The sequence below is a fragment of the Paenibacillus sp. YN15 genome (genome assembly GCF_003285005.1).
Taxonomy (GTDB): domain Bacteria; phylum Bacillota; class Bacilli; order Paenibacillales; family NBRC-103111; genus Paenibacillus_AR.
This window is the reverse complement of the sequence record NZ_QMFA01000038.1, coordinates 53,766-73,674: the sequence shown is the minus strand read 5'-3', so window position 1 is coordinate 73,674 and position 19,909 is coordinate 53,766. Positions and strand designations below refer to the sequence as shown.

Annotated in this window: 18 protein-coding genes; 17 read left to right on the top strand and 1 reads right to left on the bottom strand. The window is 55.4% G+C overall.

Annotated features, from left to right (window positions below; genetic code table 11):
• Nucleotides 1-966: 966 nt before the first annotated feature.
• The 7 genes from DQG13_RS23960 to pssA all read left to right on the top strand — a co-directional run bounded on the left by DQG13_RS23960 (nucleotide 967) and on the right by pssA (nucleotide 9,132).
• Nucleotides 967-1,428, top strand: a complete 462-nt coding sequence (locus DQG13_RS23960; RefSeq protein ID WP_113022703.1) for a CtsR family transcriptional regulator — start codon at nucleotides 967-969, stop codon at nucleotides 1,426-1,428.
• 19 nt (nucleotides 1,429-1,447) lie between these two features.
• Nucleotides 1,448-1,963, top strand: coding sequence for a protein-arginine kinase activator protein McsA (gene mcsA / locus DQG13_RS23955; RefSeq protein ID WP_113022702.1), 516 nt, complete (start codon nucleotides 1,448-1,450; stop codon nucleotides 1,961-1,963).
• A gap of 19 nt (nucleotides 1,964-1,982) precedes the next feature.
• Nucleotides 1,983-3,044, top strand: coding sequence for a protein-arginine kinase McsB (mcsB, locus tag DQG13_RS23950; protein WP_113022701.1), 1,062 nt, complete (start codon nucleotides 1,983-1,985; stop codon nucleotides 3,042-3,044).
• Between the two features lie 35 nt (nucleotides 3,045-3,079).
• Complete coding sequence (gene clpC, locus DQG13_RS23945; protein WP_113022700.1) at nucleotides 3,080-5,506, top strand: ATP-dependent protease ATP-binding subunit ClpC; 2,427 nt, start codon at nucleotides 3,080-3,082, stop codon at nucleotides 5,504-5,506.
• A 201-nt stretch (nucleotides 5,507-5,707) separates the two neighbouring features.
• A complete protein-coding gene (radA, locus tag DQG13_RS23940) occupies nucleotides 5,708-7,078 on the top strand; it encodes a DNA repair protein RadA (RefSeq protein ID WP_113022699.1) in 1,371 nt (456 codons plus the stop codon).
• A gap of 52 nt (nucleotides 7,079-7,130) precedes the next feature.
• Complete coding sequence (disA, locus tag DQG13_RS23935; RefSeq protein ID WP_113022698.1) at nucleotides 7,131-8,243, top strand: DNA integrity scanning diadenylate cyclase DisA; 1,113 nt, start codon at nucleotides 7,131-7,133, stop codon at nucleotides 8,241-8,243.
• Nucleotides 8,244-8,382: 139 nt separating this feature from the next.
• The gene (gene pssA, locus DQG13_RS23930) at nucleotides 8,383-9,132 is read left to right on the top strand and encodes a CDP-diacylglycerol--serine O-phosphatidyltransferase (RefSeq protein WP_113022697.1); all 750 of its coding nucleotides are present in this window, start codon (nucleotides 8,383-8,385) and stop codon (nucleotides 9,130-9,132) included.
• 87 nt (nucleotides 9,133-9,219) lie between these two features.
• Here pssA and DQG13_RS23925 read toward each other — a convergent pair whose 3' ends face one another.
• Entirely contained in the window at nucleotides 9,220-9,615 is a 396-nt protein-coding gene (locus tag DQG13_RS23925) for a DUF1573 domain-containing protein (RefSeq protein WP_113022696.1), read from the bottom strand.
• 163 nt (nucleotides 9,616-9,778) lie between these two features.
• Between DQG13_RS23925 and DQG13_RS23920 the strand changes: the two genes are divergently transcribed.
• The 10 genes from DQG13_RS23920 (at nucleotide 9,779) to DQG13_RS23870 (ending at nucleotide 19,908) form a co-directional block, all read left to right on the top strand.
• Entirely contained in the window at nucleotides 9,779-10,867 is a 1,089-nt protein-coding gene (locus tag DQG13_RS23920) for a PIN/TRAM domain-containing protein (protein WP_113022695.1), read from the top strand.
• A 78-nt stretch (nucleotides 10,868-10,945) separates the two neighbouring features.
• Complete coding sequence (gene ispD, locus DQG13_RS23915) at nucleotides 10,946-11,650, top strand: 2-C-methyl-D-erythritol 4-phosphate cytidylyltransferase (protein ID WP_113022694.1); 705 nt, start codon at nucleotides 10,946-10,948, stop codon at nucleotides 11,648-11,650.
• Nucleotides 11,647-12,144 carry a 2-C-methyl-D-erythritol 2,4-cyclodiphosphate synthase gene (ispF, locus tag DQG13_RS23910; RefSeq protein WP_113022693.1) on the top strand — a complete coding sequence of 166 codons (498 nt, stop codon included), beginning with the start codon at nucleotides 11,647-11,649 and terminating at the stop codon, nucleotides 12,142-12,144. Before ispD ends, ispF begins: the two co-directional genes overlap by 4 nt.
• A 767-nt stretch (nucleotides 12,145-12,911) precedes the next feature.
• A complete protein-coding gene (gene cysE, locus DQG13_RS23905) occupies nucleotides 12,912-13,649 on the top strand; it encodes a serine O-acetyltransferase (RefSeq protein ID WP_113022692.1) in 738 nt (245 codons plus the stop codon).
• Nucleotides 13,630-15,024 carry a cysteine--tRNA ligase gene (gene cysS, locus DQG13_RS23900; protein ID WP_113022691.1) on the top strand — a complete coding sequence of 465 codons (1,395 nt, stop codon included), beginning with the start codon at nucleotides 13,630-13,632 and terminating at the stop codon, nucleotides 15,022-15,024. The genes cysE and cysS overlap by 20 nt, the downstream gene beginning before the upstream one ends.
• Nucleotides 15,021-15,467, top strand: a complete 447-nt coding sequence (locus tag DQG13_RS23895) for a Mini-ribonuclease 3 (RefSeq protein WP_113022690.1) — start codon at nucleotides 15,021-15,023, stop codon at nucleotides 15,465-15,467. Before cysS ends, DQG13_RS23895 begins: the two co-directional genes overlap by 4 nt.
• A gap of 2 nt (nucleotides 15,468-15,469) precedes the next feature.
• Nucleotides 15,470-16,210, top strand: coding sequence for a 23S rRNA (guanosine(2251)-2'-O)-methyltransferase RlmB (rlmB, locus tag DQG13_RS23890; protein ID WP_113022689.1), 741 nt, complete (start codon nucleotides 15,470-15,472; stop codon nucleotides 16,208-16,210).
• 7 nt (nucleotides 16,211-16,217) lie between these two features.
• Nucleotides 16,218-16,736, top strand: a complete 519-nt coding sequence (locus DQG13_RS23885; RefSeq protein ID WP_113022688.1) for an NYN domain-containing protein — start codon at nucleotides 16,218-16,220, stop codon at nucleotides 16,734-16,736.
• A 241-nt stretch (nucleotides 16,737-16,977) separates the two neighbouring features.
• On the top strand, nucleotides 16,978-17,625 hold the full coding sequence (gene sigH, locus DQG13_RS23880; protein ID WP_113022687.1) for an RNA polymerase sporulation sigma factor SigH: 648 nt from the start codon (nucleotides 16,978-16,980) through the stop codon (nucleotides 17,623-17,625).
• Nucleotides 17,626-18,081: 456 nt separating this feature from the next.
• Entirely contained in the window at nucleotides 18,082-19,908 is a 1,827-nt protein-coding gene (locus DQG13_RS23870) for a sensor histidine kinase (protein WP_181592960.1), read from the top strand.
• The last annotated feature ends 1 nt before the right edge of the window (nucleotide 19,909 follow it).

Here is a 19,909-nt window from a genome sequence, read left to right as displayed (position 1 = left end):
TGCGTCCGACCCTTCCCATCGAAGCAAGAGCAGAGAAGCTGGCCCGGCCCAAGCGGAAGGTTCAGACACCGACCACCCGCGCTTCGCTGGACGCCTGCGGCGGCGGGTAGGGTGCGGAAGGACGTTTTGCCAAGCGTAAATGGATCTCTTAGCTCACGCTGGGGGGTCTTTTTTGTTGTGCCGCTAACGTCCGCGGAAGTGAATGGTCATGAGGCCGTGGACGAATCTACCGGACCTTTTAACCGCTGTAAGCGGGCTTTTTCCGACTCTAACGGAATTTATACGCTCTTAGGAGGCACAGTTCCCCTTCTGATCGACTCATTCGGCTTCTAAGAGTCGCTCGGTTTAGCGGTAGAACAAGGATAGACGCTACCTTCAAACGCCGCTTTATACAAAACAATGCTGTACCCCTGGCCGTCTTCATCCCTGGTGAGGGGTACAACTCCCAGGAGGGACTCTAACGGAAGTGAGAGCCGCTATTTGGCTAAAAATAGGGGGTGAAAAATTCTAACGGGAGCCAGCGCCGCTATTTGAGCCAATCGGGCCCCAAGTGGCTCTCATCCGGGCCAATAAGGGCTCCTGCTTCCGTTAAATTTTAAAACAGGCCCCAAACGGCCCCATAAGGGTGCTCACTTCCGTTAGCCGCCACAACTGGGGATGCAACACAAGCAGTCCTAAGCGTTACCCTTCATTAGGGCCGCCGCGGCATTATTTTAACCCCGGCTTCATGCCGCTCCCTCTGCCTCGGTGCATAGAATGCGGTGGCAAACCCTTCCCGCCATAAACTTCAAGGCTTCAGGAGATACTGTGGGTAGCGTGCAGGAGGGCCTTCGCAACTTCATCTGCTTCATCTGCAACATTACCCCCAAAATGATTTGATAATTTAGAAAATGGTGCTATAATATTTACAAGGTCAAAGAAAGTCAAAGTCAACTCCAAAAAAGCTGCGGGAATAGGGGATGAGGGATGAGAAATATTTCGGAACTCATAGAAAACTACCTGAAGCGTATTCTCCAGCAGAGCCCGGGGGGGATCATTGAGATTCAGCGCAACGACCTGGCGGATGAGTTTCAATGTGTGCCTTCCCAAATCAATTACGTCATCAGCACCCGGTTTACTCTCGAAAAAGGATATGTGGTGGAGAGCAAGCGCGGCGGCGGCGGTTACATCCGGATTCAGAAGGTGGAGCTGTCGTCCAGGGGGCAAATTCTTGACCACATTTTCCAGACCATTGGCGAGGCCATTGACCAGACGTGTGCTGAAGGATTGGTTTATCAGCTGGAGGAGGGCAAGCAGATCTCGAGCCGGGAAGCGAACCTTATCCGTGCTGCGATATCCAGAGACGCGCTTCAAATCAAGCTTCCATTTCGGGATGAAATCAGAGCCAAGCTGCTGAAGGCAATGCTTATTGCCTTGTTGAGTCCATGAGGAAAGGGAGGACGCTCTCATGATTTGCCAGGAATGCGGCAAGAAGCCGGCAACCCTGCATTTTACCAAGATTGTCAATGGAGAGAAGACGGAATTTCACATCTGCGAATCCTGTGCCAGGGAAAAGGGCGAGATGATCCCGGGAACGGCGGGCGGATTTTCCATCCACAATCTGCTGTCCGGTCTGCTCGATTTTGAACCGGCCACCGGAGGCCAACGCCGGCAGGAAGCGCCGCCGCGGTGTGAGAACTGCGGGCTGACGTATTCGCAATTCAGCAAGCTCGGCCGTTTTGGCTGCAGCGAATGCTATAAATATTTTGATGAGCGGTTGGACCCGCTGTTCAAACGGGTTCATGGGAATACCGTGCATACGGGCAAGGTGCCCAAACGTACCGGAGGCAAGATCCAGGTAAGGCGGGAGCTGGAACGATTGAAGAAGGAATTGGTTCACCGGGTGGAGCATGAGGACTTTGAAGCCGCTGCGAAAATCCGGGATCAGATCAAAGAGCTGGAGCGTCAAACCTCCGGCTTGTAAAATGGGAGGAATCAAGGGTATGGTTTCCCGGCGATTTTTCGAGCAGGCATTGACGGAATGGATGAAGGGCGAGGGCCCCGATTCGGATATCGTCATCAGCAGCAGAGTCAGAATTGCGCGCAATTTGAACGGGTACCCCTTTCCTATGCTGGCTACCAAGTCCCAATCCGGTGAGGTGCTGGACAAAATCAGGCAGCTCCACGAGGCGGACACTCTTCAGGAAGAGGGAGCCTTCGAGATGATTCCGCTCTCCGGGCTGTCTGAGCTGGAGAAGAAGGTGCTGGTGGAAAAACATCTGATCAGCCCCAATCTGGCCAATGAGTCGCAAAACGGGGCAGTTTTGTTGAACGAATCGGAATCCATCAGTATTATGGTGAATGAGGAGGATCACATCCGGATTCAAGTCCTCGCTTCCGGCTTTCAGATTCAGGAGGCCTGGAAGATAGCCAATGAGGTGGATGACCGTTTTGAAGAGGTGCTGGAGTATGCGTTTGATGAACGGCGGGGGTTCCTGACCAGCTGTCCCACCAATGTGGGAACGGGGATTCGCGCATCGGTCATGATCCATCTCCCGGCCCTGGTGCTTACCCAGCAGATTAACCGGATTCTGCAGGCCATTACCCAGGTGGGGCTTGCCGTTAGAGGGATTTATGGCGAGGGCAGCGAAGCGGTGGGCAACCTCTTCCAGATCTCAAACCAAATTACCCTTGGCCAGTCGGAAGAGGAGATTCTGGATAATCTGCACAGCGTGGTCAAACAAATCATTGAGCATGAACGCAGCGCCCGGCAGATTCTGGCAGTGGAATCCAAGGCGCGGATGCAGGACCGGATAGGCAGATCCTACGGCATACTAACCAACGCTGTCATTATGGACTCCAAGGAGGCGGCCCAGCGGTTATCCGATGTGCGGCTGGGGGTTGACCTGGGAATGGTCCAGAACGTCAGCAAAACCGCGTTAAACGAGCTATTGGTGATGACTCAGCCGGCCTTCCTGCAGCAGCATTTCGGCGAGAAGCTTTCGCCGGAGGGCAGGGACATCCGGCGGGCGGAGCTGATCCGCAGCCACTTGGCTCAGAAATAAATGAAAGCCGATTACTCTATTTGGAGGTGTTCACGATGATGTTTGGCAGATTTACGGAGCGTGCCCAAAAGGTATTGGCCTTGGCACAAGAAGAAGCTGTGCGGTTGGGGCACAACAATATCGGTACAGAGCATATTTTGCTTGGATTGATTAAGGAAGGGGAAGGCATTGCCGCCAAGGCGCTGATCTCCCTGGGCTTGGGCCTGGAGAAGATTCAGGACGAGGTGGAATCCCTGATTGGCCGCGGGCAAGAGCAGCCCACCAATATTGCCTACACGCCCCGGGCTAAAAAGGTCATTGAGCTTTCGATGGATGAAGCCCGCAAGCTCGGCCATACCTACGTGGGCACTGAACATATCCTCCTGGGCCTGATCCGCGAGGGCGAAGGCGTGGCTGCCCGGGTATTGAATAATCTGGGCGTCAGCCTCAACAAGGCCCGCCAGCAAGTGCTGCAGCTTCTGGGCTCCAGCGAAGCCGTCTCCACCAATCACGGCACACCGGCCAATGTCAGCACGCCGACCCTGGACGGTTTGGCCCGCGACTTGACGGCCAGCGCCAAGGAAGGCCATCTGGACCCGGTAATCGGGCGCAGCAAGGAAATTGAGCGGGTGATTCAAGTATTGAGCCGCCGCACCAAAAACAATCCGGTGCTCATCGGCGAACCGGGCGTGGGTAAAACTGCCATTGCCGAAGGGTTGGCCCAGAAGATCATTAACAATGAAATTCCCGAAACCCTGCGGGATAAGCGGGTCATGACTCTGGATATGGGCTCTGTGGTGGCAGGCACCAAGTACAGAGGCGAATTTGAGGACCGTCTGAAGAAAATCATGGACGAAATCCGTCAAGCCGGAAATATCATTCTGTTCATCGACGAGCTGCACACCCTGATCGGCGCAGGCGGAGCGGAGGGCGCCATCGACGCCTCCAACATCCTGAAGCCTGCCTTGGCCCGCGGCGAGCTGCAGTGCATCGGCGCTACCACGCTGGATGAATACCGCAAATATATCGAGAAGGATGCCGCTCTGGAGCGCCGGTTCCAGCCGATTTCGGTGGATCAGCCCACTCCGGAGGAGGCTGTGCAAATTCTGTACGGACTCCGCGACCGTTATGAAGCCCATCACCGGGTGAAGATTTCCGATGAGGCGATCGTACAGGCCGTGAAGCTTTCGGACCGCTACATCACCGACCGCTTCCTGCCGGATAAAGCTATCGACCTGATTGACGAAGCAGGCTCCAAGGTCCGCCTGAAATCCTACACTGTACCGCCCAGCCTGAAGCAATTGGAGCAAAAGCTGGAGGATGTCCGGAAGGAAAAGGACTCCGCCGTACAAAGCCAGGAGTTCGAGAAGGCGGCCGCCCTCCGGGATACGGAGCAGAAGCTTCGTGAGGAGCTGGAATCTACCCGCAACGAGTGGAAGGAAAAGCAAGGCCGTACCGATTCCGTGGTGACGCCGGACGATATCGCCCAAATCGTGGCAAGCTGGACCGGAGTTCCTGTCCGCAAGCTGGCGGAGGAGGAAACTGAGCGTCTGCTGAAGATGGAAGACATCTTGCATGACCGGGTAATCGGCCAGGATGAAGCCGTCAAGGCCGTCAGCCGCGCCATCCGCCGGGCCCGCGCAGGTCTGAAGGACCCGAAGCGCCCCATGGGCTCCTTCATCTTCCTCGGCCCCACCGGCGTCGGCAAAACCGAGCTGGCCCGCGCCTTGGCTGAAGCCCTCTTCGGCGACGAAAACGCGGTGATCCGCATCGATATGTCCGAATACATGGAGAAGCATTCCACCTCCCGTCTGGTGGGAGCGCCTCCGGGGTATGTGGGCTACGAGGAAGGCGGCCAGCTCACCGAGAAGGTCCGCCGCAAGCCTTACTCCGTGGTGCTGCTGGATGAAATCGAGAAGGCCCACCCCGAGGTGTTCAACATCCTCCTGCAGGTGCTGGAGGACGGCCGGCTCACCGATTCCAAGGGACGGACAGTGGACTTCCGCAACACCTTGATCATCATGACCTCCAACGTGGGGGCGGATACCATCAAGAAGCAGAGCTCCTTGGGCTTCACCGCAGCCATTGCCGATACCAGCAGGGAGTATAACAATATGAAAGACAAGGTGCTGACGGAGCTGAAGAAGAGCTTCCGGCCGGAGTTCCTGAACCGGATGGACGAAATGATCGTGTTCCATTCCCTGGACGAACAGCACATCGCCCAAATCGTGACTCTGATGGCTGAGGAGCTGCGCAAGCGCCTAAAGGAGCAAGAGGTGGACTTCGAGCTCTCCGACAGCGCCAAGAAGTTCCTGGCCAAGGAAGGCTATGACCCGACATACGGGGCAAGACCCTTGCGCCGCGCCATTCAGAAGCATATCGAAGACCGGTTGTCCGAGGAATTCCTCAAGGGCAACATTACCAAGGGCGACCATCTGGTCATCGATGAAAAAGAAGGGGAACTGGTGGTTGTCCGCAGCTAATTGCGCATAGCACCCTCAAAGCCTCTTGCACAAAGGGAGCCATCCCGTGTGCAAGGGGCTTTATTTTTTGTCGGGATTTGCCGAATCAGATAATAGAGAGGTCGTTTGGGTTTCATGGACGGCGATTCAAATAAATGGTAAACTTAAGCTTATGTCAAGTTGAACGGAATTAAGCAAAGAAAGTGCAGGAAATCCGAAAATATGGCTAAACTAAAAACGAAATTTACATGTACCGAATGCGGCTACGAAACGCCCAAATGGCTGGGCAAATGTCCGGGCTGCCAAGGCTGGAACACGTTTGTGGAGGAAATGGAAGCGCCGCAGCGGGCCGGCATTCATACATCCGTTTCCGCTCTTCCGCAAGAAAAGGCGGTTTCCATCATACATATAGAAAGTGCCAAGGAACCGCGGATTGTTACGGACAATGCGGAGCTGAACCGGGTGCTGGGCGGAGGCGTTGTTCCCGGCTCGCTGATCCTGGTGGGGGGCGATCCCGGCATCGGCAAATCCACCCTGCTGTTGCAGACCTCCTTTGAACTGAACCGCAAAGGGCTGAAGGTGCTGTATATCTCCGGCGAGGAATCCACCCGGCAGACCAAGCTCCGGGCGGACCGGCTGGGCGCCGTTTCACCGCTGTTGTTCGTGCTTTGCGAGACGAATATCGACGCCATCCTATTGGCCATCGACGAAATTGAACCGGATTTTCTGGTGATCGACTCCATCCAGACCGTGTTCCACCCGTCCATCTCGTCTGCACCCGGCAGCGTATCCCAGGTGCGGGAATGCACCGCCCATTTTATGCGGATTGCCAAATCCAAGGGCATTGCTACAGTTCTGGTCGGACATGTCACCAAGGAAGGGGCCATTGCCGGCCCGCGGCTGCTGGAGCATATGGTGGACTGCGTGCTTTATTTTGAAGGGGAACGGCATCATACCTACCGGGTCCTCCGGGCGGTGAAGAACCGGTTCGGGTCCACCAATGAAATCGGCATTTTTGAAATGAGGGAAACGGGGCTGGTGGAAGTGAATAATCCTTCGGAGCTGTTCCTGTCCGAACGGCCTCTGGGGGTAGCCGGCTCCACGGTTGTAGCCAGCATGGAGGGAACCCGTCCGGTGCTGGTGGAGCTGCAGGCGCTGGTCAGTCCCACCAACTTCCCGTCGCCCAGGCGGATGGCCACCGGCTTTGACCATAACCGGCTGTCCCTGATCATTGCCGTATTGGAGAAACGCAACGGGCTTTTTCTGCAAACCCAGGATGTATATCTCAATGTGGCCGGCGGGGTGAAGCTGGATGAGCCGGCTGTGGATTTGGCCGTGGCCGTGAGCATTGCCTCCAGCTTCCGGGATTGTCCGACCCAGCCCTTCGATGCCATCTTTGGAGAGATCGGACTGACCGGCGAGGTCAGAGGGGTCTCCCGGGTAGACCAGCGGGTCAAGGAAGCGGAGAAGCTGGGCTTCAAGCGGGTCATTGTCCCGCAGAAGTCCCTGAAGGGCTGGAGTCCGCCCAAGGGAATGGACATTATCGGCGTCAATACCGTTCAGGAGGCGCTGGACGCGGCGCTTCCGCGGTAAACCGGAATCAGATAAATAATGAAACCAATCATATAGAGTCAGGGGGCTTCCCATGGGGCGGGACGATGAAAAGCAAGACGTAATGAGCAAACTTCTGCAGATGGTGGCGCCCGGCACCGCCTTCCGCGATGGACTGGAGAATGTGCTGCGGGCCAAAACCGGCGGACTGATCGTGGTCGGCTACAGCCCGGATTTGATGGATATTGTGGATGGGGGATTTTCCATCAATTGTGACTTTACCCCCAACCATTTATATGAGCTGGCCAAAATGGACGGGGCGATTATTTTAAGCGAGGATATGCGGAGAATCCTGTATGCCAATACCCAACTGATTCCGGACCCCACCATTCCCTCTATTGAAACAGGAATCCGGCACCGGACGGCGGAGCGTGTAGCCAAGCAAACGGGGAAGCTGGTGGTATCCATCTCCCAGCGGCGCAATGTCATTACCCTGTATCAGGGCACGCTGCGCTATTCCCTGAAGGATATCGGCGTCATTCTGACCAAGGCCAACCAGGCCATTCAAACCCTGGAAAAATACAAGACGGTGCTGGATCAGGCCTTGACCAACCTGGGAGCGGCGGAATTTGAAGAAATTGTGACCACCCATGATGTATGCAATGTTTTGCAACGGATTGAGATGGTCCTGCGTATTAAAGGTGAGATCAAACGCTACATCAACGAGCTGGGTACGGAAGGCCGCCTCATCAGCATGCAGCTGGAGGAGCTGGTAGGCAATACGGAGTATGAGCAGCTGCTGCTTTTGAAAGACTATGCAAGAGACCCTTCAGAGGAGCGGGTAAAGGAAATCCGTCTGACCTTGAAGCGCTTGGGCAACGATGAGATTCTGAATCACAACGATCTGGCCAGACTGCTGGGCTATCCGTATTCCAACACCTCCATGGAGGAGCAGCTGTCTCCCCGGGGTTACCGGGTTCTGAGCAAAATCCCCAGNCGGGGTTACCGGGTTCTGAGCAAAATCCCCAGACTGCCGTCGGTCATCATCGCCAATCTGGTGGAGCGGTTTGAATACCTGCCGTTTATGGTGAATGCGTCCATCGAGGATCTGGATGAAGTGGATGGAATTGGAGAGGTTCGGGCGAGGGCGATCAAGGAAGGGTTAAAACGGATTCAAGATCAAGTATTCATTGACAGACATATCTAAATTGCATACAATCATGAAGGAGTATCCGGCGGTCAGTTTACGAAACCTTTAAAATTGGACGTACACCAGATCATTCAGTTTACGAAGGAGGCTCCGAATAGCAAGGCCTGCATCGGAATCTTCAACATGGGGTGATGAGATGATCAGAAAGTCCGTTCCTAATATGTTTACCATCGGGAATTTGTTCTTGGGATTTCTCGCTATCATACTTGTTTTCAATGAGTATACAGAGCTTGCCGCCATTATGGTGATTGTCGCCATGCTGTGCGACGGCCTGGATGGCCGTGTGGCCCGGGCGCTGAACGCCCAATCCGAATTCGGCAAGGAGCTGGACTCCCTGTCGGACGTGATTTCCTTCGGCGTGGCTCCGGCGTTTATTATGTATGTTACGGCTTTCCAGGGGATTAATGAAGCTACGGCCTGGATTGTGACCGCTATCTTCCCGATTTGCGGTGCGCTGCGGTTGGCCCGCTTCAATGTGGTTGCGGGAACGCCCGGTTATTTTATCGGCTTGCCCATTCCTGCGGCAGGCGGGGTACTGTGCACCTTGGCCCTCTTCGCGGCTGACATTAATACGGTTGTGCTGGTTCTGTCCACCTTGCTTTTGTCCTATCTCATGATCAGCACGGTGAAATACCCCAACTTCAAGAAGATCGGCATTCCCAAGTCGGCCATTTGGGTTACTCCGGTGGTTGTCGTCATTGCTGTTGTGCTGGCGATTAAGTTCCCCGGTTCCATTTCCAAAATGATCTTTGTGCCGCTGGTTCTTTATGCGCTCTACGGCCTAAAAAAAAACGTTGAGCAAATTTCCCGTCTGGACCGTGTGCTGAAGCGCCGCGGACGCCGCCGCGGGCAGAATGACGAAGCGGTGAACAAGACCCACATGTAATTGCAACTGAATAGATGAAAATAAAAAGCATTTATTTTCCTGCATCAAGGGGAAATAAATGCTTTTTTGTTGTCGGCGGACGGAGAGCTAACTAAGGTTGAACAGACCTAATGTGGAGCATTTGGTGGATTCCTGGGAGACCACCTTGTCCAGGTTCAGGTCCAGCAAATTGCATAGGGACGCCATATAAAACAAGTTCCGCCCCAACTCAGACGCAATGACCTCTTTGCAATTCTCGCAAACTTGTCCCTCAAGATGGGTTCCCAACTGCTCTTTGGCCTGCTCCAGCGTCATATCCCGGGTGTAGTTCTGTTTACCGGCATGAACCTGAATACAGCCACATTCGGTAACCGATTTCATCACGGCCCGGTTGGCAGCGGCATTGGACTGTTGAAATTTGGAGAGAACATCCAGAACACTGCGGTGGCGGAGCAGCAATTCGCCGACTTGATCCTGGAATTCCTTCAGGCTGGGAGAGCTCATAGGGTTCACCTCAGGTTAAATCCTCGAAAGAGGTTATTTTCATCATTATATAGCAACCATGGAGTCAATTCAATTTTATGCGGACAAAGCCGATGTGGGGGATGAAGATGGCAGGTTTATCCAAAGGAAATTTGGTCATACTGGTAGCAGGAGGTGAAGGAAGTTGAAAAAGTGGATTCAATTGGCTGCCTTGTTGGCAGGCGGCGCGGCAGGGTTTCAATCCGGCCAGCATACCGAAGGGGCTTTGGCGCAGATGATCCGCCAGCTGCTGGGGGTAACCGAGCTGAAGGGCCAGGTGTACTGGTTTATGCTTCTGGGGGCGGCAGCCGCATTTGCTCTTGTCCAGCTGTCGGATACGTTTCTCCGCCGGTGGCTGAAAACAGGGGAAGCGATGCTCCTGGAAACGCCGGTTGCCCATGTGGTGTCAGGATTGTTGGGATTGATTGCGGGGCTTTTGGTATCGCTTTTGGCCCATCCGCTGTGGGAAGGAATCGGAGGAGGCGGAACGCTTATTCCGTTATTGGCAACGCTTCTGTTTGGAGCGGCAGGCTTCCGCGCAGGGTGGATGAAGAAAGAAGATCTTATCGCAATTTTTTCCAAATGGCCGTCAGGTACGGAGAAGGAACCGGAGGAGGAAAACCGGGGAGAATGCAAGATTCTCGATACCAGCGTCATTATTGACGGGCGCATTGCGGATATCTGTAAAACCGGGTTTATCGAAGGCACGCTGGTTATCCCCGAGTTTGTGCTGGAGGAGCTGCAGCATATCGCCGATTCCTCTGATCTTCTGAAGCGAAACCGCGGCAGGCGGGGACTGGATATTTTGAATAAGATCCAGAAGGAGCTGGATGTGAAGGTGCTGATCTACGAAGGGGATTTCGAGGAAATCTCCGAGGTGGACAGCAAGCTGGTCCGTCTGGCCAAGGTGCTGCGTGGCAAGGTGATTACCAATGACTTCAACCTGAACAAGGTGTGCGAGCTGCAGGGAGTGCCTGTCCTGAACATCAATGATTTGGCCAATGCGGTAAAGCCGGTGGTGCTGCCGGGGGAGGAAATTGTGGTCCAGGTGATCAAGGACGGCAAGGAGCATGGCCAAGGAGTGGCTTACCTGGATGATGGCACGATGATCGTTGTGGAGGGCGGACGGGATTATATCGGGGCGACCATGGAGGTTATGGTCACCAGTGTGCTGCAGACCTCCGCAGGGCGGATGATTTTTGCCAAACCGAAACTATTGGAAAAAGCCCAGTAAAACGGATATGATAGTAGTAACGGCGGGGATTGCGTGCGCAATCTCCGTTTTCAGTCTGTTGAAGGAGACATATGATTTATGGAGCAGGTGGGTGTAATTGTGGTGGCCGCCGGGAAGGGCCTGCGGATGGGCGGCCAGGTACCAAAGCAGCATCTGCCTTTGGCAGGCAAACCGGTGTTGGCGCGTACGCTGGAAGCCTTCGAGCACATGGAGCAGGTGCATTCCGTGGTGCTGGTGGTAGGCCCGGGAGATGAAGCCCGCTGCAGCGGTTATATCGCCCGTTACGGGCTCCGCAAGGTCCATGCTGTTGTCACCGGCGGTGCAGAGCGGCAGGCGTCGGTATACCAGGGGCTCCTTGCCCTGGACCCGGAGGTGGAGTGGGTGCTGGTGCATGATGGCGTCCGTCCTTTTGTGACACCGGAGGAAACGGCGGAGTGCCTGGCGGCGGCCAGGAAGCATGGGGCTGCGGTGGTGGCCGTGCCGGTGAAGGATACGGTGAAGATTGTGGAGCCGGATGGCAAAATCGCCTCCACCCCCGACCGCAGCACAGTCTGGGCCATCCAAACCCCGCAGGCCTTCCGGGTGCGCGACCTGGCGGCGGCCCATGAGCTGGCCATGCGGGAGAGCTTCACCGGAACGGATGATGCCATGCTGGTGGAACGCGCCGGGCAGGCGGTGTATGTGGTGCGGGGCGGATACCACAATCTGAAGATTACCACTCCGGAGGATCTGGAGTGGGCGGAATACCGACTTAACGCGATGGAAAGGGGCAAGGATGCATGATTCGTGTAGGACAGGGCTTTGATGTCCATAGATTGGTGGAGGGCCGGAAATGCATCATCGGCGGGGTGGATATCCCGTATGAGCGGGGGCTCCTGGGCCATTCGGATGCGGATGTGCTGCTGCACGCCATTTCCGACGCTATCTTGGGCGCTGTTGGCAAGGGAGATATCGGCAAGCATTTTCCCGATACGGACCCGGACTTTAAGGATGCGGACAGCGTCAAGCTGATGGAGCATGTATGGGCGTTGGCCAAGGGGATGGGGTATTGCCTGGGAAATTTGGATGCGACCATCATTGCCCAGAAGCCCAAGATGGCCCCGTACATCCCCCAGATGGTGAAGGTGATCGCCGATGCCCTGGAGACCGACGAGGACCGGATCAATATTAAAGCAACCACCACCGAGCAGTTGGGCTTCACGGGCCGCGGCGAAGGCATTGCCGCCCAGGCGGTTGTGTGCCTCTATATGGAGGAGAAACCCGCTCCGCAGCAATAAGGACTCCCAAGCGGACTCGGATCACTTGTACCGCTCCATTTCGGCAAAAAATAGCCGGTTCCGGCAAGGGGATATTGTCTTCATCCGTTAAGTTTCATATAATGGAACCAGTCACATACCAGCACAAGCTATGATCAGGAGAGTACGTATCGGATTGGAACCCTCCAGAGAGGATGTCCGGACGTTGATGGGGGAACCCGTCAGCCGCCGGCTGCAAGACATCCGTTTTCCACCAATATGGAAATGCACCTGTGAGCTGCAGCTCGAACGGACCCCCGTAGAGCCTGCCGGCCGGCCTCCGATACCGGGCTATGAAGTTGACGCTGCGGAGGTGATCCGTCCGGCATGTTCATGTCCGGTTGGAGTACTGATGCTGGCGTCAAGCAGAGTGGGACCGCGTATATAGACGCCTCTGCAGCCCTTGTTGGAAGGGCTGTTGGGGCGTTTTTGATGTTGGAAGGGCCGGGAGCAGGGATGGTACGGGCAAAAACAGGGCCTGACCGCCGCGGCAGCCCTTAACCACAAGTGGATTCATGCTAACGGCGGTCAGCGCCGTTATCTGCCGCATAAACAGCGTTTTCCCATTTTAACGGCGGTGAGAGCCTCTATTTCCGTCAAAATGGCCCGATCCGTTCCCAAAATGCTGGAATAAGGGCACTGGCTTCCGTTAGGTTTTGAAAAGGGTGTTTTACAGCAGAATAACGGCGCTCACTTCCGTTAGAATCTGCGGAGCTGAAACGTGGGTTATTCAGAGGGGATGTGAAATGATGTTCGCACGCATGAAAAGCGATATCCGGGCTGTGTTCGATAATGACCCTGCGGCACGAAGCTGGTTTGAAGTGGTGTTTACCTATTCCGGCTTGCATGCCATCTGGGCTCACCGTGTCGCACATTGGTTTTATCGCCACAAAAGATATACTATCGCCCGGATCATTTCACAGGTGAGCCGCTTTTTTACGGGTATTGAAATCCATCCGGGGGCGGTTATCGGCAACCGGCTGTTTATCGATCACGGCATGGGCGTTGTCATCGGGGAAACCTGCGAAATCGGCGACGACGTGGTGATGTATCAGGGGGTGACCCTGGGCGGAACGGGCAAGGAAAAGGGCAAGCGCCACCCCACCATCGGCAACAATGTGGTGATCGCCTCCGGCGCCAAGGTGCTGGGTTCCTTCACCGTAGGGGACAATTCCCGGATCGGCGCCAATGCGGTGGTGCTCTCCGCAGTGCCGGCCAACAGCACGGTAGTGGGCTTCAAGGCCCGTGTGGTCAAGCGGGACGGGGTCCGCGTGGACCGGCTGGATCATGCCAACCTGCCGGACCCGGTGGTGGATATGTTCCGCCTCCTGCAGGACCAAATCGACCAACTGAACAAAGCGCTGGAGCTTCGCTCCGAAGCGGCCGCCGGCAACGACGCCGCGACGGCAGAGGGACAATCCGCCCAATCCGGCGGGAGCCCCGAATCCAAAGGAGGAAAGACACTGCATGACATTAAGAATCTATAATACGCTGCGCCGGACCAAGGAGGAATTCCGCCCTATCGAGGAAGGCAAGGTGCGGATGTATGTTTGCGGACCGACAGTATATAACTATATTCATATTGGAAACGGCCGGCCGGTCATTGTGTTCGACGTGGTCCGCCGCTATCTGGAGTCCATCGGCTATCAGGTGACGTATGTGGTCAACTTCACCGATGTGGACGACAAGATGATCCAGCGGGCCAAGCTGGAGGGCAGCACCGTGCCGGAGATTGCCGAACGGTACATCGCCGCATTCCTGGAGGACAGCCGGAAGCTGGGTGTGAAGAACACCATCCATCCCAGGGTCACGGAAAATATGGAGGAAATCATCGCCTTTATCTCCGGTCTGGTGGAGAAGGGGTATGCTTATGAGAGCGGTGGGGATGTGTATTTCCTCACCTCCAAGTTCGCCGAATACGGCAAGCTGTCCCAGCAGAAGCTGGAGGAGCTGCAGTTCGGCATCCGCATTGAAGTGGACGAGCGGAAGCGGGGGGCGGAGGATTTTGTGCTGTGGAAGGGCGCCAAGCCGGGGGAAATTGCCTGGCCCAGCCCCTGGGGCGACGGCCGTCCGGGCTGGCATATCGAATGCTCCGCCATGGCCAAAAAATATCTCGGCGATACCATCGATATCCACGGCGGCGGGCAGGACCTGATTTTCCCCCACCATGAATGCGAAGTGGCCCAGTCCGAGGCGCTGAACGGCGAGCCGCTGGCGAATTATTGGATGCATAACGGCTTCCTGAACATGAACAACGAAAAAATGTCCAAATCCATCGGCAACGTGATGAACGTCCGGGATATTCTGGCGGCGGCCCGTCCACAGGAGTTCCGCTTTATGATGCTGTCCACCCATTACCGGAATCCGCTGAACTATAACGACGAGGTGCTGAGCCAGGCCAAAAACAGTCTGGAGCGTCTGGACAACTGTGTAACCAACCTGAAGCACCGGCTGAAGGGCGCCGCGGAGGGAGCGGCGGATGCGGAGGTAGTGGCATTTGTGGAAACGGCCGCACAAACCTTTGCCGCGAAGATGGATGATGACTTCAATACGCCGGATGCCCTGACTGCCATGTTTACTTTGGCTGCCGACGCCAACCGGTATCTTCAGAAGCCCGAGGTGACCAAAGCCTCCCTGGAAGCTATTGTGGCCCAGTTCTCTGCCATGGACGAAGTGCTTGGTGTGCTGGCCGGCGAGGCCGAGGAGCTGGTGGATGCGGAAATCGAGGTGCTGATCATCGAGCGTGGTGAGGCCCGGAAGGCGAAAAATTGGGCCAGAGCCGATGAAATCCGGGATTTGCTTACCGCCCAGGGCATTGTGCTGGAGGACACGCCGCAGGGAATGCGGTGGAAGCGGAAATGAAGCAGGACACCACCGGCAATGACGCACCCGTTTATTTTGCGCCGCATAAAAGCCCGTCCCAGATGAATCCCCTTGTGCTGGCGTATATGGGGGATGCGGTGTATGAAATGTTTATCCGCCAGTATGTGGTTTCCTTATCCAACCACCGCCCCAATGATCTGCACCGGCAGGCTACCCGCTATGTTTCCGCCAAGGCTCAAGCCAAGGCGCTGGAGCTGTGGCTGCCGGTGCTGACGGAGGAGGAGGCGGATGTGGTCAGACGGGGAAGGAACGCCAAGTCGGGGACCTCCCCCAAGAATACGGATATTCTGGTGTACCGCCACAGCACGGCCTTTGAAAGCCTGCTCGGCTATCTGTATTATTGCGGGCGCCACAACCGGCTGGAGGAGCTGATGCGCATGACCATACCCGCTGGCCAGCCCGGCACAAGAGAGGATGCATAAGCATGGAAGATATAATCGGCGGCAAACATTCGGTGTTGGAGGCATTGCGCTCCGGCCGCACCATCAATAAAATCTGGATTGCCGACAATGCCCAGAAGCATCATGTCCAGCCCATTATCGCGGAAGCGAAAAATGCGGGAATCATCATCCAGACCGCGGATAAGCGGAAGCTGGACCAGATGGCCCAAGGCGTGGCCCATCAGGGCGTAGTCGCCCAGGTGGCCCCTTATGACTATGCCGAGGTGGAGGATCTGCTGGCCAGAGCCAGGGAAAAAGGGGAAGCGCCTTTTCTCCTGATTCTGGACGAGATTGAGGACCCCCATAACCTGGGCTCGATTCTGCGTACCGCGGATTGCGCCGGGGCCCACGGGATCATTATTCCCAAGCGCCGTTCCGTGGGGCTGACCGCCACCGTGTCCAAAATCTCGGCGGGTGCGGTGGAATATGTCCCTGTAGCCAAGGTAACCAACCTGTCCCAGACCATTGAAGAATTGAAGAAAGCCGGGGTCTGGGTTGTCGGTGCGGATGTGCATACGGATAAAATGCTCTATGATGTGGATTTCACCATGCCCATCGCCATTGTCATCGGCAACGAGGGCAAGGGAATGGGACGCCTGGTGAAGGAGAGCTGCGATTTTAATGTCAAGCTGCCCATGGCCGGACAAATCAATTCCCTGAATGCCTCGGTGGCGGCTTCCATCTTCATGTATGAGGCTGTCCGCCAGCGTTTGCTTAAGAAGTAAGGCGCCAATGAAAGAGTACCTGATCGTGGACGGCTACAATATTATCGGGGCCTGGCCGGAGCTGGCGAAGCTGAAGGATGTGGAGCTGGAGGAAGCCAGGGACAGGCTGATCGGGATGCTGGCGGATTACCAGGCCTACAGCGGCATGAAGGTGTACCTGGTATTCGATGCCTACAAGGTCCCCGGCCTTGGGGGCAAATATGTGGAGAGCAAGCTGGAGATTGTCTACACCCGGGAGAAGGAGACGGCGGACGAGCTGATCGAGCGGCTGAGCCTAAGCCTGATCGGCCGCAGGCGGCATGTCTATGTGGCCACCTCGGATATGGCGGAGCAAAGCGTCATCTTCGGCCAGGGGGCCTACCGTCTGACCGCCAGAGAGCTGCTGGTGAAGGTCAAGCAATCAAGGCGGGATGTGGAGGAACGGATTCAGAACAAGGATGTCTTCAAAAAAAATTCCATCGACGGGGCGCTGCCTGACGATATTAAGCAAATCTTCGAAAAGTGGCGCCGCGGCGGTCAGGATTAGTATAGCCGGCCTCATATGAGCACCGGCCTCCCTTTGGGAGAGCCGCTTTGGAACCCGAAGACTTGCAGAGCCTCCTCCTATAGCTTTCATGGGTATTTTGCAGGAGCTATGGGATATTCTAGAAAAATTCACGGGTTTTCCAAATGGCGCTAGTTGACGATAATTCAAGGCATCATGTATACTAATCCTATCTTTTGTACGTGGAATAAGGCCTCATGGGGCTTGGCCGGAGGGGTTTTATGTGAGTGTCGACCTCAATATGTGGAGAAAGTCCGAAATAGAGCTCCGATCCGACGAAGACAATGTGGAGGCCGTTCGTGAAGGCGACGCCGAAGCCCTGGAATACTTGATTAACAAGTATAAGAACTTTGTACGCGCCAAAGCCCGTTCCTATTTTCTCATTGGGGCGGACCGGGAGGATATCGTGCAGGAGGGAATGATCGGCTTATATAAGTCCATCCGGGATTTCCGGGGAGACAAGCTGGCTTCCTTCAAGGCATTCGCCGAGCTGTGCATCACCCGGCAGATCATCACCGCCATCAAAACCGCCACCCGGCAGAAGCACATCCCTCTGAATTCCTATGTTTCCTTGGACAAGCCGATTTACGACGAGGATTCCGACCGGACCTTGCTTGACGTGATCTGCGGCTCCAGAGTGACAGACCCGGAAGAGCTGATCATCAACCAGGAGGAGTTCAGCGGCCTGGAGGATAAAATGGGCGAGCTCCTGAGCGATTTGGAGCGCAGGGTGCTTATGCTTTATCTGGACGGGCGATCCTATCAGGAGATTGCCGTGGATCTGGACCGTCATGTTAAGTCCATAGACAACGCCCTTCAGCGTGTCAAGCGCAAGCTGGAACGGTATCTGGAAATTAGAGACTTACCCTAAAAACGCCGCATTCCCTAACGGAACGCGGCGTTTTTAAGTTTTGCGGCCTCCGCCGGGAGGGCGGGCAGCGGCTAATGGAAGAGACGCTGCCGCCTGCATGCTGCGCGCCTTGGATAAACGGGCTGATCCCTGCCATACTAAAAACCGTAAGATTTTATCCGTTTACCGTTGGATTTTTGCTGTTTGGCCCGCGGCAGGCGGTGCTACAATACATATATCTGCTAGGGGCTGTCTCCAAACTCCGAGGGGAGCAGATTTTGCAGAATTTTCGTTCCAGGCAAGGCACTTTCGTGAAGGCGTACCGGGGGTACGTCAAGCGGAAGTAACGAAGCATGGGGCGAAAAGGCGGTGAAAGATGCCCTCAAGCGGGTTTGAAGACAGGCCCTAGTCCCTATGCGGCGGAGGAGCTTAAGCAGCTTCTCGGCCTTCTTTTCTTCTGACGGGGAGGCATTCCAGATGACGAAATGGCGTTCCCTTATTCGAACCATCCGCCAGCAGTTCAAGGTAAAGCTCATTATCAGCTTATCCGTTATTATTACGGTCTGCTCAGTTGTAACCGGTTATATCTCCTACCGGATCAATCTGCGGTTATTCGAGGAAGAGGTGAGCAACCAATACCTGAAGACCAGCGAGCAGACGATGGTGCAGATCGGGTACAAGATTCAGGACATCTATCGGATAACGGACTTTATTTTTTTTCACCCTTATGTGGAGCAGCTTGTTCTTGGCATGCAGGAAGAGGCCGGGGAGCAGGAAAGCGCGGCATACCGCAATTATCAGCTGGAGCGGGAGCTGGCGGAGGTGCTCTTGCCCCTTAAGAGCGAGACTCCCTATATCCGGGGGGTGTACATCACGGATGTGCGCGGCAACAATTTGTTTTACAGCCACTCGAATATGCTGGTTCCGCCCCAGTTTCCGGAGTTCTACAATCAGGTGGAGGAAGGGATGCCGAGCCCCTCGGCGGAGATTGTCTGGCAGCGGCTGAAGCTTCAGGATGAACTGGAGCCATCGGGAGAAAAGAGCTATCTGGTTGCAGCCCGGAAGTTGATGTCTACCAAACAGTACAGGCTGTATGGAACGGTTATTCTGATTATGGATGAAACCTTATTCGAGGAATCTCTCTATCCGCTGATGACGGCTCGGGCGATGGGGGTGCATCTGTATGACCAATACAGCCGTCTGTTGTACAGTCTGGAGCCTCCGCAGCCCGCCGGCTTTATGCCGGAGCTGGAGGAGGGAGTGGGAACCTTCGTTCAAAGCAACAGCACCGCAGATTACTTGGCTGTTACCAGCGTGTATGAGCCGCGGGCCTTCAAGCTGTTAAGCAGCGTCTCTCTGTCCGGGATCAAGGAGAAGGGGCGCAATGTGTATAAGCTGGCGCTGGTTTCGGGTTTCATCAGTATTCTGCTGATGACAGCGAGCATTTCCTTCTTAAGCGGAAAAATGCTCAAGCCCTTGCTGGTTTTGGTGAAGGCTATGCACCGGGTTCGGGAGGGCAATTTTCGGGTGGCCATTCCCAAGGCGTCCGCCGATGAGTTCGGATTTCTGACGGACAGCTTCAACCGGATGATGACCCATATCGATACGTTGATACAGGAGGCGTATGTCAGCAAGCTAAGCGAGAAGGAAGCGGAGCTGAAGGCGCTGCAGGCACAGCTTAATCCCCATTTTTTGCATAATACGCTGAATACGATTTATTGGAAAATCATGCTGCTGTACGATGATGAGGAAACGGCGTCCCTTGTCACCAGCTTATCGAATTTGCTGAAGTATTCGCTGGAGCCTGTCTCCACCCCCAGCACCTTGCAGGAGGAGCTGGCCCAAATTCGCAATTACATCAACATTCAGGAGGCCCGCTACGGAAGTAACCTTCACGTCAATATCACCATGGAGGAGGGGCTGGAGCAGGGGAGAATGCAGCGGCTCTTGCTGCAGCCTTTGGTGGAAAATGTGTTCATCCATGCTTTCCGGGACATGTCCGGGGAGAAGCGGCTTTCCATCCGCGCCTACAGGCAGGGAGAGGATACGCTGCGGATTGATATTGAAGATAACGGCTGCGGCATGCCGGCGGAGATTCTGCGCGGGCTGCAGAGGAAGCGACTTGCTCCGGCGGGCAGGAGACCGGAGGAACGGGAGAGTATCGGCATACAAAATGTGATCAGACGAATTGATCTGGTATATGGAGATATGTACGGCCTTGAGATTCACCCTCTTCATGAAGGAACGCAGATGAGCCTTAAGCTGCCGTTTATTGTGGAGCCGGACAGGAAGGAGGAGGCATAGG

What these genes read in the sequence shown, in the direction of transcription:
- DQG13_RS23960 (WP_113022703.1), top strand. Translation starts at nt 967, where the DNA reads ATGAGAAATATTTCGGAACTCATAGAAAACTACCTGAAGCGTATTCTC.
- mcsA (WP_113022702.1), top strand. Translation starts at nt 1,448, where the DNA reads ATGATTTGCCAGGAATGCGGCAAGAAGCCGGCAACCCTGCATTTTACC.
- mcsB (WP_113022701.1), top strand. Translation starts at nt 1,983, where the DNA reads ATGGTTTCCCGGCGATTTTTCGAGCAGGCATTGACGGAATGGATGAAG.
- clpC (WP_113022700.1), top strand. Translation starts at nt 3,080, where the DNA reads ATGATGTTTGGCAGATTTACGGAGCGTGCCCAAAAGGTATTGGCCTTG.
- radA (WP_113022699.1), top strand. Translation starts at nt 5,708, where the DNA reads ATGGCTAAACTAAAAACGAAATTTACATGTACCGAATGCGGCTACGAA.
- pssA (WP_113022697.1), top strand. Translation starts at nt 8,383, where the DNA reads ATGATCAGAAAGTCCGTTCCTAATATGTTTACCATCGGGAATTTGTTC.
- DQG13_RS23925 (WP_113022696.1), bottom strand. Translation starts at nt 9,615, where the DNA reads ATGAGCTCTCCCAGCCTGAAGGAATTCCAGGATCAAGTCGGCGAATTG.
- ispD (WP_113022694.1), top strand. Translation starts at nt 10,946, where the DNA reads ATGGAGCAGGTGGGTGTAATTGTGGTGGCCGCCGGGAAGGGCCTGCGG.
- ispF (WP_113022693.1), top strand. Translation starts at nt 11,647, where the DNA reads ATGATTCGTGTAGGACAGGGCTTTGATGTCCATAGATTGGTGGAGGGC.
- cysE (WP_113022692.1), top strand. Translation starts at nt 12,912, where the DNA reads ATGTTCGCACGCATGAAAAGCGATATCCGGGCTGTGTTCGATAATGAC.
- cysS (WP_113022691.1), top strand. Translation starts at nt 13,630, where the DNA reads ATGACATTAAGAATCTATAATACGCTGCGCCGGACCAAGGAGGAATTC.
- DQG13_RS23895 (WP_113022690.1), top strand. Translation starts at nt 15,021, where the DNA reads ATGAAGCAGGACACCACCGGCAATGACGCACCCGTTTATTTTGCGCCG.
- rlmB (WP_113022689.1), top strand. Translation starts at nt 15,470, where the DNA reads ATGGAAGATATAATCGGCGGCAAACATTCGGTGTTGGAGGCATTGCGC.
- DQG13_RS23885 (WP_113022688.1), top strand. Translation starts at nt 16,218, where the DNA reads ATGAAAGAGTACCTGATCGTGGACGGCTACAATATTATCGGGGCCTGG.
- DQG13_RS23870 (WP_181592960.1), top strand. Translation starts at nt 18,082, where the DNA reads ATGACGAAATGGCGTTCCCTTATTCGAACCATCCGCCAGCAGTTCAAG.